General features: G+C 65.0%; 15 protein-coding genes. 4 read left to right on the top strand and 11 right to left on the bottom strand.

What is annotated here, in order from left to right; translation table 11 throughout:
* Window positions 1-564 precede the first annotated feature (564 nt).
* Entirely contained in the window at window positions 565-852 is a 288-nt protein-coding gene (locus M9955_01490; GenBank protein ID MCO5080310.1) for a GIY-YIG nuclease family protein, read from the top strand.
* Between the two features lie 257 nt (window positions 853-1109).
* Here the strand turns inward: M9955_01490 and M9955_01495 are convergent, their stop codons facing one another.
* From M9955_01495 to M9955_01545, 11 genes are all read right to left on the bottom strand, one after another.
* Entirely contained in the window at window positions 1110-2180 is a 1071-nt protein-coding gene (locus M9955_01495; GenBank protein MCO5080311.1) for an ABC transporter ATP-binding protein, read from the bottom strand.
* Window positions 2181-2194: 14 nt separating this feature from the next.
* Window positions 2195-2986, bottom strand: a complete 792-nt coding sequence (locus M9955_01500; protein MCO5080312.1) for an ABC transporter permease — start codon at window positions 2984-2986, stop codon at window positions 2195-2197.
* Window positions 2983-3894: an ABC transporter permease subunit gene (locus M9955_01505; protein MCO5080313.1), complete on the bottom strand. Its 912-nt coding sequence runs from the start codon at window positions 3892-3894 to the stop codon at window positions 2983-2985. Before M9955_01505 ends, M9955_01500 begins: the two co-directional genes overlap by 4 nt.
* A gap of 51 nt (window positions 3895-3945) precedes the next feature.
* On the bottom strand, window positions 3946-5052 hold the full coding sequence (locus M9955_01510; protein MCO5080314.1) for an ABC transporter substrate-binding protein: 1107 nt from the start codon (window positions 5050-5052) through the stop codon (window positions 3946-3948).
* A gap of 311 nt (window positions 5053-5363) precedes the next feature.
* Window positions 5364-6536, bottom strand: coding sequence for an iron-containing alcohol dehydrogenase (locus M9955_01515; protein ID MCO5080315.1), 1173 nt, complete (start codon window positions 6534-6536; stop codon window positions 5364-5366).
* A gap of 18 nt (window positions 6537-6554) precedes the next feature.
* Window positions 6555-7943, bottom strand: coding sequence for an aldehyde dehydrogenase family protein (locus M9955_01520; GenBank protein ID MCO5080316.1), 1389 nt, complete (start codon window positions 7941-7943; stop codon window positions 6555-6557).
* A gap of 167 nt (window positions 7944-8110) precedes the next feature.
* Complete coding sequence (locus M9955_01525) at window positions 8111-9481, bottom strand: glutamine synthetase family protein (GenBank protein ID MCO5080317.1); 1371 nt, start codon at window positions 9479-9481, stop codon at window positions 8111-8113.
* A gap of 69 nt (window positions 9482-9550) precedes the next feature.
* Window positions 9551-10615 (bottom strand): TRAP transporter substrate-binding protein, encoded by a 1065-nt coding sequence (locus tag M9955_01530; protein MCO5080318.1) that lies wholly within the window; start codon window positions 10613-10615, stop codon window positions 9551-9553.
* A 58-nt stretch (window positions 10616-10673) separates the two neighbouring features.
* Window positions 10674-11999: a TRAP transporter large permease subunit gene (locus M9955_01535; protein ID MCO5080319.1), complete on the bottom strand. Its 1326-nt coding sequence runs from the start codon at window positions 11997-11999 to the stop codon at window positions 10674-10676.
* Entirely contained in the window at window positions 11996-12508 is a 513-nt protein-coding gene (locus M9955_01540; GenBank protein MCO5080320.1) for a TRAP transporter small permease subunit, read from the bottom strand. Before M9955_01540 ends, M9955_01535 begins: the two co-directional genes overlap by 4 nt.
* Before the next feature lie 13 nt (window positions 12509-12521).
* A complete protein-coding gene (locus M9955_01545) occupies window positions 12522-13334 on the bottom strand; it encodes an N-formylglutamate amidohydrolase (protein ID MCO5080321.1) in 813 nt (270 codons plus the stop codon).
* 161 nt (window positions 13335-13495) lie between these two features.
* On the opposite strand from M9955_01545, the gene M9955_01550 reads away from it, so the two are divergent.
* The 3 genes from M9955_01550 (at window position 13496) to M9955_01560 (ending at window position 18804) form a co-directional block, all read left to right on the top strand.
* Window positions 13496-14323, top strand: coding sequence for a MurR/RpiR family transcriptional regulator (locus M9955_01550; GenBank protein MCO5080322.1), 828 nt, complete (start codon window positions 13496-13498; stop codon window positions 14321-14323).
* A 186-nt stretch (window positions 14324-14509) separates the two neighbouring features.
* A complete protein-coding gene (locus M9955_01555) occupies window positions 14510-15673 on the top strand; it encodes an efflux RND transporter periplasmic adaptor subunit (GenBank protein MCO5080323.1) in 1164 nt (387 codons plus the stop codon).
* A complete protein-coding gene (locus tag M9955_01560) occupies window positions 15670-18804 on the top strand; it encodes an efflux RND transporter permease subunit (protein ID MCO5080324.1) in 3135 nt (1044 codons plus the stop codon). The genes M9955_01555 and M9955_01560 overlap by 4 nt, the downstream gene beginning before the upstream one ends.
* The last annotated feature ends 71 nt before the right edge of the window (window positions 18805-18875 follow it).

The raw sequence follows: 18875 nt of genomic DNA on the forward strand, positions 1-18875 counted from the left end.
TGACCAACGGCTTGACCCGTTGACCGTCCGCGCCGCCGCATTGCCGAACGGCGCAGGCTGCGACAAAGCAGACCCTTTCCGTGCACATCCGGCCGCCACCCGCGGGACACGTTCCCCCGCGACCAACGGCGCCGGCCCATCTCCGCGCAATCACCGTCATGACCGGCGTTCCCGCAAGAAGGACGAGGGCATTATGGCGCGGGGCCCGCAAGCGGGGAGAAGATCGCGGGGAAGATTCGTGGAAGTGACTGATGTTGCTGGGGGAAAGTTTCGAGAGGCGGCGGATTTGTCCCCGCGTCCGACGCGACATCCGCCGCCGTCTCTTCCTTCTCCCCTTGTGGGAGAAGGGAGCGCGCTTTTCGCCCGGCGTCTCATCCGTCCGTAGCGTTCAGGCATGGATCCTATGGTCGCGCTTCGCTTCGCGGCGCTTGCCATAGGATGACGAAGAGGGGGTGTGCCGGAGAAAGCTGAAAAGGGAAGCGTGCTCGGATGCTAGTCGTCGACAGGGCCGTCTGAGGTCGCTACCTCTGGAAATGGAGGCAGGATAGCGGTTACGGTGACGTCATGACCGGCTATGTCTACATGACCGCGAGCCAGAAACACGGGACGATCTATATCGGCGTGACCAATTCGCTCGGCAGGCGGGTACCGGAACACAAGTCGGGTGCTGGATCGGTCTTCACGGCACGCTACGGCGTGACGCGCCTCGTCTGGTATGAAGAGCACTTCGATATTCGCGACGCGATCCAGCGGGAGAAATCGCTGAAACGCTGGCCGCGCCAGTGGAAGATCGAGTTGATCGAGAAAACAAACCCGGACTGGAATGAGCTGTTCGTCGGTACGGGTTGGTGATAGCCGCTCGTTCTTCCGCATCTCTTTTTGGCGCCATCCGTTCCGCTTCGTCATCCTCGGGCTTGACCCGAGGATCCATGCCTGAACGCCACTGAAGGCGTGGCTGTGCAGGAACGGGCTCGCTTTCCCCGCCGTTTCAATCATCTTCAGCGTTCAGGCATGGATCCTATGGTCGCGCGCCGCTTCGCTGCGCTTGCCATAGGATGACGAAGGGGAGGACGGCCTCGAGTCGACGAAGGGAGAAGGTAAACACCCCCTCAATGCAGGACGAGCACGTCCTTCGACGAAAAGCTGATCTCCGCCGGCTCGCCGACAGCCGGAGGCGGCGTCGAGGGATTGTTAAAGGTGTCGAGAGACACGACGCCGCCGCCGACCCCGACGCGCACGCGGATGACCGAGCCGAGGAAATGCACGTCGGCGATCTGGCCGGTGAGGCTCGCATCGTGATTGGGATTGCGGCCGAGCGCGATCGCTTCCGGCCGCAGCGCCAGCGACAGGGCCTCGCCGGTCCTGGAGCCATTGAGCTTGCCCTTCAGCGAAAGTTCCTGCGAGGCGACCCGGACGGTGCCGGCCGCCGCATCGGAGACCGTGCCCTCCAGCACGTTGAGCGTGCCGACGAAATTCGCCACGAACCTGGTCGCCGGGCGGTTGTAGATCTCGAACGGCGTGCCGACCTGCTCGGCGCGGCCGCCATACATGACGGCGATGCGATCCGAGATCGACAGCGCCTCCTCCTGATCGTGCGTGACGAAGATGGTGGTGATGCCGAGTTTTTGCTGGATGGAGCGGATTTCCTCGCGCAGCGACACGCGCACCTTGGCGTCGAGCGCCGACAGCGGCTCGTCGAGCAGCAGCAGCTTCGGCTTCGGCGCCAGCGCGCGGGCGAGCGCCACGCGCTGCTGCTGGCCGCCGGAAAGCTGGTAGGGATAGCGGCCGCCATACTGGTCGATCGGCAGCTTGATGATGTCGAGCATCTCCTTGACGCGCGCATCCGCCTCCGCCTTCGGCATGCCGGCGACCTTCAGGCCGAAGCCGACATTCTGCGCCACGGTGAGGTTCGGGAACAGCGCATAGGCCTGGAACACCATGCCGATGTTGCGCTGGTTCGGCTTCAGCCGCGTCACGTCCTTGCCGCCGACGACGATCGAGCCGGAGGTGGGGTCCTCGAAACCGGCGACGATGCGCAGCACCGTGGTCTTGCCGCAGCCCGAGGGACCGAGAAAGGAAACGAACTCGCCGCGGCCGATATCAAGGTTGAAGTCCTGCACGACGGTTGCCTGCCCGAAGGACTTCTTGACGTTCCGTATCGACAGATAGGTTTCGGCCATGGGCAGCTTTCCGGTCAGTTCGGTCGGTTTGCGGACTTCGGCGCGAAGCGCGAGAGAACCTGGATGATCGACATGCACCCCCAGGTGATGACGAAGGCGATGATGGCGAGCGCCGCCGGCTCATAGGCCCGGTTGGCGCCGATGTTCTGCAGGTACGGGCCGAAGGCCGGCCGGTTGAGCAGGCTCGCCATGGTGAACTCGCCGATGACGATGGCGAAGGTGAGGAACGCCCCCGACAGCACCGCGATCAGCACGTTGGGCAGGATGATGCGGGCGATGATGGTCGTCCAGCCCGCACCGAGAATCTGCGCCGCTTCCGTCAGTGTTCGCACGTCGATGGTCCTGAGGCCCGTGTCGACGGCGCGGTACATATAGGGCAGCGCCAGCGTCGCATAGCCGATGATGAGCAGGACGTCCGTACCGCGCGCCGTCGCAAGGAAGGGCAGCGGCGAGTTGGAGCCGTACATGCGGATATAGCCGAAGACGATGACGATGGCCGGGATGATGAGCGGCAGGAGCGTGATGAACTCCACCACCGGCCTGAGATACGGCATCCTGAGCCTGATCCAGTAGGCGGTGGGCACCACGATCAGCACGCCGAGGATGATGGTGAAGACGGCGACGATCACGGAATAGCCGAACGTCGCCTGGAAGCGATCGTCGCCGAAGACGATGCGGTAGGCGTCGAAGGAATATTCGCCGCGCCGCATGCGCATCGAGAATTCGAGCGTCGCGATCAGCGGGATGAAGAAATAGCTCGCGCCGACGATGAAGGTGATCCAGGCCCAGATGGAGGAGCGCTTCATTTCAGCCACCTCTCGCTGCGCACGCGGAACCAGATGTAGAAGATGTTGGCAAGGCCGGTGACGACGATCATGCCGAAGGCCAGCGCGTAGCCGAGATGCGGATTGTGCAGCACGTCGCCGCGGATCTGTGCGTAGAGCAGGATCGGCACGATGTTGAGCGACGAGCCGGTGAGCGCATAGGCGGTGGCGATGGCGCCGAAGGCGTTGGCGAAAAGCAGGATGACCGTGCCGAGGAAGGACGGCCACAGCACCGGGATCGCCACCATGCGCCAGTATTGCAGGCCGGTGGCGCCGAGCGTGGCGGCGGCCTCGCCCCATTCCTTCTTCAGCCCGTCTATGGCCGGCGTGATGATGACCACCATCAGCGGGATCTGGAAATAGAGATAGGTGAGCGTCAGCCCCCAGAAGGACAGGATGTTGAAGCCCGTCGTGTAGAGGTTGAAGCCGAACAGGTCGCGCAAGAGCACGGTGACGAGGCCGAGGCGGCCGAGCGTGGCGAGGAAGGCGAAGGCCAGCGGCACGCCGGCGAAGTTCGATGCGACGCCGGAAAACGTCATGGTCGCCGACCGCACCCAGTCCGGCAGGCCGCCGCGCACGATGGCGAGCGCGATGGCGAAGCCCGCCAGCGCGCCGATCACGGCGGAGGCGAGGCTGATGCGGATGGAGATCCAGTAGGCGGCGAGAATGGAGGGCTGCGCCAGCGCATAGATGTTTTCCAGCGTGTATTCGCCGGTATTGTTCTGGAAGGCGCCGATGACGAGATAGGCCGTCGGCAGGATCAGGAACATCAGCGCGAAGATGAAGAAAGGCGCGACGCCGAGCCATTGCAGCGGCAGCTTGAAGCCGCGCGCGTCGGCCTGCGGCGGCACGGGCACCGCCGAGGGGTCGGAAAGGCTGGCCTGGCTCATCGGATCGACCGGAAGGAGCCGGGTGGCCTTTCGGCCGCCCGGTCAATGTGACTACTGGACGTTGGCGCCCACGACGGTGTCCCAGTTCTTGGTGATGACGTCCTTGGCCGCGGCCTGGTCGTCGAGGCTCGGGAACACGGCTGCCTCATAGGCGGCGGCCGGCGGCAGCTTGTCGAGCATATCCTGCGGGATCTTGCCGTTCTTGGCGAGGTCGTTGAAGCGGATCGGGTGGCAGTAGCCGGCGAGCCAGCCGAGCTGTCCCTCGTCCGAATAGAGATACTCCATCCACAGCTTCGCGGCGTTCGGATGCGGCGCGTAGGCGCTGATCGCCTGGATGTAGACGCCCGCGACGACGCCCGACTTCGGCACGATGACCTCGACCGGCGGATTGCCGTTCAGCGTGTCGCGGCCCGCGAGCGCGTTGTAGTCCCAGGTGATGAGGATCGGCGTCTGGCCCTGCGCCAGCGTCGCCGACTTGCCGATCACCGGCACGAAGTTGCCCTTGGCGTTCAGCTCCTTGAAGAAGTCGAGACCCTTCTCGCCGGCCGACTTCGCGTCGGTCGCGCCCATGGCGAGGCCGGCCGCGTAGACGCCCTGGATCGCCTGGTTCGAGGCGCGGGGGTCGCCGGCCAGCGCGACGGCGTTGGCGTATTCAGCCTTCTGCAGGTCGGCCCAGTCGGCGGGCGGATTCGGCACGAGATCCTTGTTCACCTCGAAGGAGAGCACGCCGTAATAGTCGCCGTACCAGTAGCCTTCGGCGTCCTTGGCGCTGTCCGGGATCGAATCCCAGGTCGAGACCTTGTAGGGCTGGATCAGGCCGTCGGCCTTCGCCTGCGGGCCATAGGAGAGACCGACGTCGATGACGTCCGGCGCCTGCGGGCCCTTGTTGTCCTTGTTCGCCTTGATCGCCTCGATCTCGTCGCTCGAACCGGCATCCGGGTTGAGCTCGTTGATCGTGATCTCGGGATACTTCTTCTTGAAGCCGTCGATGACCGCGCCATAGCCGCACCAGTCATGCGGCAGCGCGATGGTCGTCAGCTGGCCTTCGGCCTTGGCTGCGGCGACGAGTTCCGCGGACGGCTCGGCCGAAACGAGCGCCGTCGTCACCATGAGCGACGCGGCGCTGAGGGAAAGGACTTTCCCTGCAAACTTGAACATATGATCTCTCCTTCAAAAAGGCGTCGAACGCGCCTGCGGTGCGGTTAGCGCTGTCACGTGACAGTCCGATGAAACTCAGTTCCCCCCGGCGTCCCAGGCCGGAAAAAGTTAACAACCTTTATGTGCTGGCCGCAATCCGGGAAATTCGTTGCGCGGCTAATAAATCTCGCGGCGTGACTAATTCTTCAGTCCGGCATGGCCGCGATACTTGCTTGCCGGACGAAGCATATCCGGCGGCCCGTCTTGCCGGGCCGCCGGGTATTCCTGACGAGAGTTTTCCGGCGCCGTGCATCGCCCGCGCCGGACCGGCATCAAACCTCTCCGGCCAGCGCCTTCTCGAGCAGACCGAGCGCCGCCTTCTTCGTCAGCTTGACGGGATTGCCGCCGGCGGTCGGATCGACGATCGCCATGTCGGCGATCAGCGTCTTGCGTTTCCTGTCCATGTCGAGACCCTTGACGAGACCCGGCAGCGCATGCGGAACCTTCAGCGTTTTGCGCAGCCTGATGATCGCCTTGGCGAAGCCATCGAAGCCGCCCTTGATGCCGCAATAGGCGGCCAGGCGCTCGATCTTCTCCTCCACCGCCTCGCGGTTGAAGGCGAGCACATAGGGCATGAAGACAGCGTTGGTCATGCCGTGATGGGTGTCGTAGAGCGCGCCGATCGGATGCGACAGCGAATGGATGGCACCGAGCCCCTTCTGGAAGGCGGTGGCGCCCATGGCGGCCGCGCTCATCATGTGGGCGCGGGCGACGAGATCATTGCCGTTGGCGAAGGCCTTGGGCAGGTTCTCGAACACCAGCCGGATGCCTTCGACCGCGATGCCGTCCGCCATTGGATGATAGCCCGGCGCGCAATAGGCTTCGAGGCAGTGGGCGAGCGCGTCCATGCCGGTGCCGGCCGTGATGAACGGCGGCATGCCGGCGGTGAGTTCCGGATCGGCGATGACGATCGCCGGCAGCATCTTCGGATGGAAGATCACCTTCTTGGTGTGGCTCGCCTCGTGCGTGATGACGCCGGCGCGGCCGACTTCCGAGCCGGTGCCGGCGGTGGTGGGCACCGCGATGATCGGCACGATGGCGTCGGCATTGGCGCGCGTCCACCAGTCGCCGATGTCCTCGAAATCCCAGACAGGCCGCGTCTGCTCGGCCTGGAAGGCGATCAGCTTGGCGAGATCGAGCGCGGAGCCGCCGCCGAAGGCGATGACGCCATCATGCTTGCCCTTCTTGAAGGCCTTTATGCCGGCGGTGAGGTTGGATTCCACCGGATTCGGCTTGACGTCGGAGAAGACGCCGTATGGCACCTTCGCCGCATCGAGGATCTTCAGCGTCTTAGCCACGACCGGCAGCTTTGCAAGACCCGGATCGGTGACGAAGAGCGGCCGCTTGATGCCAGTTGCGGCCAGCGCATCCGGCAGTTCGGCTATGCGGCCGGCGCCGAAACGCACGGTGGTGGGATAGTTCCATTTGGAGACGAGCTTGGACATTGGTCTTGCTTTCAAACCTCAGATTTCTTCGCGCAAGTGATAGCTCTTCGGCCGCGTCAGACTGTCGTAGCCGAGAGCCGACAGCGCGACGCCCTTGCCGGTGTCCTTGACGCCGGTCCAGACCAGCGCCGGGTCGAGATAGTCGCAGCGGTTCATGAAGATGGTGCCGGTCTCGATGCGGTCGCCGAGCTTTTCGGCGTGTTCCGTGTCGCGCGTCCAGATCGAGGCGGTGAGGCCGTAGGGACTGTCGTTCATCAGCGCGACGGCCTCCTCGTCGTTGCGCACCTTCATGATGCCGACGATCGGCCCAAAGCTTTCCTCGCGCATGACGCTCATCTGATGGTCGACATTGGTCAGCACTTCCGGCGCGAGGTAGGGCGAGCCTTCCCTGTCGCCGTCGACCTTCATGTTGACATGGGCCTTCGCGCCCTTGCGCAGGGCTTCGGCCTTCTGCTCGCGGATCAGGTCGGCGAAGCGCGCCTGCGCCATCGGCCCGAGCGTGGTCGCAGCGTCGAGCGGATTGCCGACGACGTAATTCTTCGTCTCGGCGACAAAACCTTCGACGAACGCGTCATAGACCTTCTCGTGCACATAGATGCGCTCGATGCCGCAGCAGCACTGGCCGGAATTGAAAAAAGCACCGTCGACCAGATTGGCGACGGCATGATCCATTTTTGCATCCGGCAGCACATAGGCCGGGTCCTTGCCGCCAAGCTCCAGCCCGAGCGTCATGAAGGTGCCGGCCGCCGCCTTTTCGATGGCGCGGCCGCCCGCGACGGAGCCGGTGAAATTGACATGGTCGATCTTGCCGGAACCGAGAAGCTTCTCGGTCTGGGCATGATTCAGCACGACGTTCTGGAACACGCCCTTCGGCAGGTTCGCCATTTCGAAGGCTTTTGCGAAGCGCTCGCCGACCAGCAGCGTCTGCGCGGCGTGCTTCAGGATCACCGTGTTGCCGGCGATCAGCGCCGGGACGATGGTGTTCACCGCCGTGAGATAGGGGTAGTTCCACGGCGCGATGACCATGACGACGCCGAGCGGCGCCTTCCTCACATAGCGCCTGAAGCCGTCCTTCGGGTTGGAGGCCATGACCGGCGCGAGCGCCTTTTCGGCGATCTCGACCATATATTGCGTGCGTTCCCTGACGCCGCCGAACTCGCCGCCATAGCGCACCGGCCGGCCCATCTGCCAGGCGATCTCCGGCACGATCTCGTCGGTCATGCCGACCAGCGCCTCCAGCATGGCGAGCATGTATTTCGCGCGCTCCGTGACCGGCACGCGCGCCCAGTCTTCCTGCGCGGCTCGGGCGCGCTCGACGGCGGCGTTCAGCGCCTGATCGGTCGCCACCGGACGCTCGGCATAGATCGAGCCGTCGATGGGGGATTTGAGTTTGACCGTCTCGGTCATGGTACGTCCTTCCTTCAAATCAAGCGCCGCATCGCCCCTCATCCTTACCCTCTACCCCGTGAAAAACGGGGAGAAGGAGGACGTCAACGTTGCGGCAGTCTCCACTCTCCCCGTCCGACGGAGAGAGGCGCTGGCAGGCGGATGAGGGGCTTCCCTCTTCCGTCGCCTCAGTACCGCTCGAAACCGCGGTGCAGCTCCCAGTCGGTGATGCGGCGGTCATATTCGAGCTGCTCCCACCGCGCGGTGTGGACGTAATGCTCGATCACGTCCTCACCGAACGCCGCCTTCAGCATCTTCGACTTCGCCATGGTTTCGGTCGCCTCGCGCAGCGTCTTCGGGATCTCCGGCAGCTTCGCCGCCTGATAGGCGTCGCCGACAAAGGGTTTTTGCAGTTCCAGCTTCTCGTCGATGCCGGCGAGACCGGCCGCGATCAGCGCGGCGAAGGCGAGATAGGGATTCAGGTCCGCGCCGCCGATGCGGCATTCCATGCGGATGCCCTTCGTCCCCTCCCCGCAGAGCCGGAAGCCGGCCGTGCGGTTGTCTTCCGACCACATGATCTTGGTCGGGGCGAAGGTACCCGACTGGAAGCGCTTGTAGGAATTGATGTAGGGGCAGAGGAACCAAGTGAATTCCTTGGCGTATTTGAGCTGCCCGGCGCTCCACTGCTGGCCGAGCGTCGACAGCGTCCACGGCGCCTTCCTGTCGAAAAAGAGCGGGGTCTTGCCGTCGGCGCTCCACAGCGAGTTGTGGATGTGGCTGGAATTGCCGGCGAGACCGTAATTGTACTTGGCCATGAAGGTGATCGCCTGCCCTTCCTGATGCGCGATCTCCTTGGCGCCGTTCTTCAGGATGACGTGACGGTCGGCCATGTCGAGCGCCTCGGCATAGCGGACGTTGATCTCCTCCTGCCCCGGCCCCCATTCGCCCTTGGAATTCTCGATCGGGATGCCGGCGGCGTTCATCTCGTTGCGCAGCCGCCGCATGACGCCTTCCTCCAGCGTCGTGATGCCGATCTGGTAGTCGCCGATGTAGGGCGAAGCGGTGGACAGATCGTGCCAGCGCTTGGCACGGGCGGAATCGTAGCTTTCCTTGATCAGGTAGAATTCGAGTTCCGACGCGAAATAGCCGATATAGCCACGCTCCTTGAGGCGGGCGACCTGCCGGCGCAGGATGCCGCGTGGCGAGTGCGGCAGGTCCTCATGTGTGTGATGGTCCTGGATGTCGCAGATGACCAGCGCCGTCTTTTCCAGCCACGGCACGCGGCGCATCGTGGCGAGGTCGGGCTTCAGCACGAAATCGCCGTAGCCCTGGCTCCAGCTCGCCGCCTTGTAGCCGGGCACCGGCTCCATATCGATATCGAGCGCGAGCAGATAGTTGCAGCCATGCGTCTCGTCATGGGCGGAGTCGGCGAAGAACGAGGCGAGGAAGCGCTTGCCGAACAGGCGCCCCTGCATGTCGACGCCGCAGGCAAGCACGGTGTCGATCTCGCCAGCTTCTATGGCCTTCTTCAGATCGTCGAGGGAAAGATTTGCGGCCATAAGGCGACTCCGGAAACGTTGAATGGCTGCGGCCGGAAACGCTCCGGCCGCAGCGGTGTTCGGCGATGATCAGCTGTAGCGATAGGGCGCGCCGGCCTTCGTCATCGACTCGTTGTACTTCTTGATGATCTCGACCACCTTGGCCGAACGCGGGCTCTGGGCGGCAACCTCGTCCCAGAACTTGAAAGCCTCGTCCTCGACCTGCTTCCACTCGGCCGCCGGGATGGTGGTGAGTTCGAGCTTGCCTTCGTTGCGGTACTTCGCCTCGCCCGCCCAGTACCAGTGCTGGCGATAGTAATGCGATGCGTCCATCGCCAGCCGGAAGAGCTGCTGAAGGTGTTCGGGCACCGCGTTCCACTTGTCGGTGTTGACGAAATAGGAGCCCGCCCACGCACCCGACAGCGGATTGGTCAGATAGTATTTCAACACATTCGCCCAGCCGACCGTGTGCATCTCGGTGATGCCGCACCAGCAGACGCCGTCGAGCTCGCCGGTCTGGATCGCCGGCTCGACGTCTTCATAGGGCAGCGACACCGGCACCACGCCGAACTTCGACAGGAACTGGCCGCCGGTCGGGAAGGTGTAGACGCGCAGGCCCTTGAGGTCGGCCAGCGAATTGATCGGCTTGGTCGTACCGAAGTTGCACGGGTCCCAGGCGCCGGACGAGAGCCAGGTGACACCGGGGATCTCGGCATAGGCCTCTTCCCAGATCTCCTTCAGCCCGTGCCAGTGCCAGAGCGCCGGAACGTCGAGCGAATAGCGCGATGCCAGCGGGAAGTAGGCGCCGAACACCTTCACGTCGACCGGCGCGGCAGCCGAGTCGTCGTCGCTCTGCGCGGCGTCGATGGTGCCCGACTGCACGGCGCGGAACAACTCGCCCTGCGGCACGAGCTGGTCGGCCGTGTAGAGCTCGATCTCCATCTCGCCATTGGCCGCCTTGTTGAACCAGTCGATCGAATTCTTGACGACATGCTCGGCGAGCGCCGGGCCCGCATAGGTCTGGAGACGCCATTTGATCGGCGCCTGCGCCTTCACATAGGGCGTCGCGAGCATCGTCGCGCCGGCGGCGCCTGCGCCGGTCAGCACGGTCCTGCGGAGGAAGTCACGCTTGTTCAGTCTGGTCTGGTCCGTCATTTCCGGTTCTCCATTGCGCTTGAGTGAACATTGGTGATGGCTGCGGAAGGCATGGCGCTCAGATTCCCTTGTAGAGCGAGGGCAGCCACAGTGAAATCTGCGGGAAGACCATCAGCAGTATGATCGTCAGCACCATGAGAAAGAAGAAGGGGATGATAGACCTGTAAATGTCCACCAGCGTAACCTCGGGCGGCGCCATCGCCCGCATCAGGAACAGATTGTAGCCGAAGGGCGGCGTGATGTACGCGATCTGGCAGGTGATCGTGTAGAGGATGCCGAACCATACCAGGTCGAAGCCGAGCGCCTTGACCAGCGGGATATAGAGCGGCGCGACGATGACCAGCATGGCCGTGTCGTCGAGAAACATGCCCATCACGACAAAGGAAAGCAGCATCAGGATCAGCACCGTCCAGGGAGAGAACTCCCACGTGTCGATCAGCAGCGTCTTCACCGCCTTCACCGCGCCGAGCCCGTCATAGACGGCGCTGAAGCAGAGCGCGCCGAGGATGATCCACATGAACATGCAGGAGATCGTCAGCGTGTTGCGGGTGGAATCCTCGATGACCTTGCGGTTCAGATTGCCTGCCCACCAGGCGGCGCCGACCGACAGCAGCGCACCGACGGCCGAGCTCTCCACCAGGCTGGTCACGCCGGTGAGGAACAGCGCCATCATGACGAAGAAGATCGCCAGCGGCAGGATGCCGGACCTCAGCAGGGCGAACTTCTCCGCCCGCGTGATCTGAGCGCGCTCCTCTTCCGGCAGCGCCGGGCCGATCTCTGGCTGGAGAAGGCAGCGTATGTAGACGTAGACGGCGAAGATGATCGCCATCAGAATCCCCGGACCGATGCCGGCGAGCCATAGGTCGATGACGGGCGCGCGCGCGATCATGGCGTAAAGCACCAGCACGACGCTGGGCGGGATGAGGATGCCGAGCGAGGAGCCGGCCTGGATCACGCCAGTGACCATCACCTTGTCATAGCCGTGGCGCAGAAGCTGCGGCAGCGCGATCGTCGCGCCGATCGCCATGCCCGCGACGGAAAGGCCGTTCAGCGCGGCGATGAGCACCATCAGGCCGATCGTGCCGAGCGCAAGGCCACCCCTGATCGGTCCGAACCAGACGTGGAACATGCGGTAGAGGCCGGACGCCATACCCGATTCCGACAGCATGTAGCCCATGAAGACGAAGAACGGCACGGTGATCAGCGGATACCAGTTCAGCACCTGGAAGGTGGCGTTGAAAGGCATCTCGAAGGAGCCCTTGCCCCACAGCCACAGCGCGGCGGCGGTGCCGACGAAGCCGATCACGCCGAAGACGCGCTGACCGGTGAACAGCAGCACCATCATGGTGCCGAACATGAAGAGCGTGATGAACTCCGAACTCATGCAATCGGCTTCCCGCGCGCGATGGCGACGTCTTTGCAGAAGGCGCTGACGCACTGGAGCAGCATCAGCAGGATGGCGGCGGTCATCACCACCTTGACCGGCCACAGCGGCGGCGACCAGGCCGAATAGTTCTTCTGCCCGTAGACGATCGCGTAGTTGGTGCTGGAAACCCCGCCGCCGAACAGAACGGCCAGATAGAAGATAACGAAGAGGATGGTGACGGCGTCCGTCACCGCCCGCTTGCGCGCCGACAGCCGGTCGTAGAACAGGTCCATGCGCACATGCCCGCCGAGCTGCATCGTGTAGGCGCCACCGAGCAGATAGTAGGCCGACAGGATGAACTGCGACATTTCGAGCGCCCAGTTGATGGGCACGCCGAGAAAGAGGCGCGATGCCGTCGAGGCCAGCAGGATGGCCCCCATGACGAAGAAGAGATACATCGCCACCCTGCCGACGCGGTAGTTCACGGCGTCGACGAAGTGGACAAAGAGGCGAACTGCCCTTGGCACTGATCCTTCCTCTCTAGCTTGAACCGGTCCTGCGGGCATCGGCAGGACGCGCCGCGATGGTATTTTCCACAGTGGCGATCCCGGCGAGGACGGCGGCGAGCCTGTCCGCCCATCTGCGCTGCCCCGCCGCACCCGCGATCTCGTCGTTGCGGATCTCGATCATGGCGCAGGGCAGGCCGCGCGAGCGCGCGTGGCGCTCCAGCGTGTAATAGACGCGGTCGGCTGGCGAATAGGGCTGGTTGTCGCCGACGACGATGCCCCCGGAAACGCCGAACGCCTCGATCATCGGCCGCGACAGACGCTCGTCGTCGTCGTGCAGGATGCCGATGTGCCACGGGCGAGGAATGTCCTTGTAGACCGGCGTGAAGGAGTGGATCGAGATGAGCCACGTCTCCATGCCGTGCCGCAGCCGGCGGGACAGGACGTCGTCGATCGCGTCATGGAAGGGCTTGTGCGCAAGCTCGATGCGCTTGCGGCGGGCCTCGGCGTCGAGGCCGGCATTGCCGGGGATGACCGTCGTCTCGCTCACTTCCGGAATGAGGTCGGGCGCGTCGAAGGGACGGTTGCAGTCGATGACGAGGCGCGAAAGGCCGCCCGCGACGACGGGCGCGTCGAGCAGCTTCGACAGGTGCAGCGAAACCGGAAGCGCCCCTGGGTCCCATGCGATGTGCCGCTCGAATTCGCCAGCATCGAGGCCGAGCGTGCCGTGCTCCGGCAGCAGGCGGTTCGAGGCGTGATCGCAGGCGATGACGACGCGGCCGCGGCCCTCGCGGTTCCACACCTGGACAAGATCGGCGGGACGCACGGCGTCCGTTTCCTCCGACATCATGGTTACGCCTGTCCCCTGAGCGTCGTACCGAACGTTACTTTTCGTGTTCCATTGCGCTCTTGTGGATGATCTCATACAAATCGCCGGAGTTTGTCAAACGGGAAAATGCCGGTTTCAACAGCGGTGCTTCCCGTTGAGGCAAAAGGGAGGGTGGGAGCATGCAGCCGAGTATCGCCGAGATGATCGCCGACAAGGCGGATCAGATGACGGCGGGGGAGCGGCGGGCCGCGCAGACGCTGATCGCCAACTATCCGCTGATCGGGCTGCGAACGGTGGCGGAGTTCTCGCAGCAGGCAGGCGTCAGCTCCCCCACGATCCTGCGCTTCGTGGCGCGGCTCGGCTTCCAGAACTATCCCGACTTCCAGAACAGCCTGCAGGACGAACTGGCCGCGCAGCTCCAGTCGCCCTCGTCGCGGGCCGGGCGCGGCGTGTCCGAACCGGCCGGCGGCGACCGGCCGACCGTCGAGGCGACGGTGGAGAACATACGCGAGACCTTCCGCCACATACCGGCGAAGCAGCTGGCCGAGCAGGTCGAGCTGCTCGCCAACGGCCGCAGCAAGCTTTTCCTGGTCGGAGGACGCTTCACCGATCCCATCGCCCGTTACATGGCGGCGCATCTCACCATCATCCGCCCCAACGTCTTCCATCTGGGCGGGCAGGAAAGCACATGGACCGACCGCCTGCTCGACATGGGCAAGCGCGACGTGCTGATGATCTTCGACATCCGCCGCTATCAGGACGGGCTGGGCAGATTCGCGGAAAAGGCCCACAAGCGCGGCGTGCAGATCATGCTCGTGACGGACCAGTGGCTGTCGCCCATCGCCCGCTTCGCCAAGCATGTGATCGCGACGCGCACCGAGGTGCCGTCCGCCTGGGATTCGTCGGCGGCGCTGTTCGTCGTCGCCGAGACGTTGACCGGAGAGATCACGCGGCATCTTCAGGACGAGAGCGCCGAACGCATGCGCGAACTGGAGAGATTGCGCTAGAGCAAGCTCCATGGGGGGGCTCGGTCTGACGCAAATGTGCGGACCCATTACAGAGATTTAATGTTAGAGGACTACTCACACACCGCGCAAACACCATAAAGAACGGATAGGGGCGTGGGTCTGAAGCCTGACGTGTCGGCCCTCATCGAACGCGAAGGACATTCGCGGGATGAATCCGGAGCTTGGATGAAAGTTTGGAAGCAACTCCTGCTTTGCGCGGTCCTGCTGGTCCTTGCCGCTGGCGCCTGGGCCTATTTCACCGAAACCGGAAGACGGATGCTCGCGGCGGGGGGCATGGACTGGATATTCGCCGCGACCGGCGATGCGGAGCCCGGACAGGCTGCGGGAACCGGCCAGAACAGCCGCAACGACGCGCCGTCCGTGGTGACCATCGCGGCGGCGACCGCCACCATCAACGACCGGCTTCAGGCGATCGGCACCGGCAGGGCGAACGCCACGGTGGTCGTGACGCCCTATGCGTCCGGCCGCGTGACGGAATTCCTCGTCCGGTCCGGCGCCCATGTCGAGGCCGGGCAGGTGATCGCGAAACTCGATTCCGACACCGAGGAGATCGCGCTGGAACGCGCCAGGATCACGCGTGACGACGCGCTCGCCAAGGTCGAGCGGGCGCGCGCCCTGCGCAAATCCAACGCGATCACGCAAGTCCAGCTCACCGAGGCGGAGCTTGCGTTGCGCAACGCGGAGCTCTCCGTACACGACGCGCAAGTCGCGCTTGACCGGCGCTCCGTCGTCGCGCCGATCTCCGGCATCGTCGGCATCCTGCCCATCGAGGCCGGCAACTACGTGACGAGCCAGTCCTCCATCGCCACCATCGACGACCGGTCGAGCATCCTGGTCGATTTCTGGGTGCCGGAGCGCTTCGCCGCGGCCGTGAAGATCGACGCCGAGATTTCCGCGACGCCGCTCGCCAATCCCAAGCAGAGCTATACGGGCGTCGTCTCGGCAATCGACAACCGGATCGACGAGAAGAGCCGGACCCTCTGGGTGCAGGCGCGCATCGCCAACCCGTCCGACTCGCTGAAGGCCGGCATGTCGTTCCAGATCACCATGCGCTTCCCCGGCGAAACCTATCCGGCCGTCAGCCCGCTGGCGATCATGTGGGGCAGCGACGGCGCCTTCGTGTGGAGCGTCGTCGACGGCAGGGTGAAGCAGGTGCCGGTGCGTATCGTCCAGCGCAACACCGAGACCGTGCTCGTCGAGGGAGAGATCAGGGGCGGCGACATGGTCGTCACCGAGGGCCTTCAGAGCGTGCGTGACGGCGACGAGGTGCGGATCGCGAACGCCATCGTGCCGCGCGCCGCCGAGGCCGCCGGGGCGCCCACCCAATGACGGAGCCGATCGCAGCGAAGACCGCAGAGACCGGGATGACGGCGCTGTTCATCCGTCGCCCGGTTCTGGCCTTCGTGCTGAACACGCTGATCGCGGTCGCGGGGCTCGCTGCCTTCTACGGCGTCGAGATCCGAGAGCTTCCCGACGTCGACCGCGCCGTCATCACCGTGACCACGGATTTCGAGGGCGCCGCCGCCGAGACGGTGGACCGTGAGCTCACCGAGCGCATCGAGGGCGGCGTCGCCCGCGTTTCGGGCGTGAAGTCGATCTCGTCCTCCTCCTCCTTCGGCCGCAGCCGTGTCACCATCGAGTTCGGCGACGGCGTCGACCTCAACGTGGCGGCATCCGACGTGCGCGATGCGGTGGGCCGCATCTCGAACCAGCTTCCGGACGAGGCCGACGCGCCCCGCATCGTCAAGGCCGACGCCAACTCCGACGCCGTGATGCGGCTCGCCGTGACCTCGCCGACCATGTCGGTCGAGGACATGACGGTCGTCATCCAGGATCAGGTCGAGGACACGCTGGCCGCCGTTCCCGGCGTGGCCGACGTGCAGGTCTACGGCGATCGCGACAAGATCTTCCGCATCGACGTGGATCAGGCGAAGCTCGCCAGCCTCGGCCTGACCGTTGCCGACCTGCGCGTCGCGCTGGCCTCCGTCGCCTTCGACACGCCGGCCGGGTCGATCACCACCACCAATCAGGACCTGATCGTCCGCACCACCGCCGACGTCACCACGCCGGAGGAATTCGAGGACATCGTCATCGGGGACAACGCCCATATCCGCGACGTCGCGACGGTGACGCTCGGCCCGGACACGGGACAGACGACGCTGCGCTCGGACGGCAAGACCGGCATCGGCATCGGCATCATCCGCGCCGCCGAATCGAACACGCTCGACATTTCGGAAGGCGTGCAGACGGCCGTTGCGAAACTCCAGACCGAACTGCCGGAAGGCATGTCGATCAAGGTGACCAGCGACGACGCCGTGTTCGTCAACGGCGCCGTGCACGAGGTCGAGATCGCGCTGATGCTGTCGGTCAGCATCGTGCTTCTGGTCATCTATCTCTTCCTGCTCGACTGGCGCGCCACGCTCATCCCCGGCCTTTCCCTGCCGGTGGCGCTGGTCGGCACCATCGCCGCCATCTACCTCGCCGGCTTCTCCATCAACATCCTGACGCTGCTGGCGCTGGTGCTGGCCACCGGCCTCGTCGTCGACGACGCCATCGTCGTGCTGGAGAACATCGTGCGGCGGCGCAACGAGGGTCTTGGCCCCCGCGCGGCCGCCGTGCTGGGCACGCAGGAGGTCTTCTTCGCCGTGGTCGCCACGACGGCGACGCTGGTCGCGGTCTTCGTGCCGATCTCCTTCCTGCCTGGCCAGACCGGCGGCCTGTTCCGCGAGTTCGGCTTCGTGCTCGCCATCGCCGTCACGCTCTCCGGCGTCGTCGCGCTCACGCTCTGCCCGATGCTCGCCTCGCGCATGCTGGGCAGCGCCTCGCTGCACCATGAAGGCGGCCACGGCATCGGCGCCCGGATCGGCGGCGCGCTGAGCGGGCTTTACCGGCGCTGCCTGCACGTCTGCCTCGACGCGCCCCTGATCGTGCTGCTGGGGGCGGCCTTGTTCGCCGGCGGGGCCTTCTCGCTGTTCGGCACGATCCGGCAGGAACTGACGCCGACGGAGGACCGCTCGGTCGTGCTCCTGCGGCTCAACGCGCCGCAGGGCGTGAGCCTGGACTACACCACCTCGCAGATGCGCCGGCTGGGCGAGCTCATCCAGCCGCTGCGCGATTCCGGCGAGGTGATCAGCACCTTCGAGAACACCGGCCAGAACGGGCAGACCAACAGCGGCTTCATGGTCGTGACGCTGGCGCCATGGCATGAGCGCACCCGCAGCCAGCAGCAGATCCAGACCGAGATCCTCGACCTCGCCAAGCAGGTGCCGAGCCTGCGCGCCTTCGCCATCAACCCGAACAGCCTCGGCATCCGGGGGGCCGGCAGCGGCCTGCAATTCGCGCTGGTCGGCAACGACAGGCAGAAGCTCGGCGAAGCGGCGACGAAGATCATCGACGCGATGCGCGACGACCCGCGTTTCCAGCAGGCGCGGTTGACCGTGGACCCGACGCAGCCGCAGCTTTCCGTGGTCATCGACCGCGCCCGCGCTTCCGATCTCGGCATCGACATCACCGGCCTCGCCAACACCATGCAGGCGATGCTCGACGGCAACAACATCGGCGACGTCTATATCGGCGACCGCAGCTTCAACGTGAAGCTCGTCTCCTCGACCAATCCCGTCAACGATCCGACCGATCTCGAAAACATCTTCCTCAAGACGAGCGACGGCCGCTACGTGCCGATGTCGACCATCGCGACGCTCTCCGAGCGCTCGGTGCCGCCGTCGCTGTCGCGCGAGCAGAGGCAGCCGTCAGTCGGCATCGCGACCAATCTGCGCGGCGACTTCGCGCTCGGCGACGCGCTGCGCGAGGCCGAGCGGATCGCCACGCCGCTGCTGCCGCCCGGCGCGCGCGTGCTGCCGCTGGCCGAGGCCGCGACGCTCAACGAGACCAACAGCGGCATGATCACCATCTTCGGCTTCGCGCTGGTCATCATCCTGCTCGTGCTCGCCGCGCAGTTCGAGAGCTTTGTCAGCGCCATCGTCATCATGGCGACGGTGCCGCTGGGGCTCGCCTGCGCCATCATCGCGCTGATCATTACCGGCACCAGCCTCAACGCCTACAGCCAGATCGGCCTCGTGCTGCTGGTCGGCGTCATGGCCAAGAACGGCATCCTGATCGTCGAATTCGCCAACCAGCTGCGCGACCGCGGCCTCGGCGTGCGCGAGGCGATCGAGCAGGCGGCCAACATAAGGCTGCGGCCGGTGACGATGACCATGATCTGCACGGTGCTCGGCGGCGTGCCGCTGGTGCTGGCGAGCGGCGCCGGCGCGGAAGCCCGCATCGCGCTCGGCTGGGTGATCGTCGGCGGACTGGGGCTGGCGGCCATATCGACGCTCTTCCTGACGCCGGTCGCCTACCTGCTGCTCGGCCGCTTCATCACGCCCAAGGTGCACGAGGAAGCCCGCCTGCGGCGCGAACTGGAAGAAGCCGCCTACAACGACATGGAGCCGGCGGAGTAGCGCCGGCCGCGATGCCTGTCGCGCCCCCTCACCTGCCTGCCGGCGAATTCCGGAATGGCGATTCGATACCC

The organism is Rhizobiaceae bacterium (assembly GCA_023953845.1).
Classification (GTDB): domain Bacteria; phylum Pseudomonadota; class Alphaproteobacteria; order Rhizobiales; family Rhizobiaceae; genus Arvimicrobium.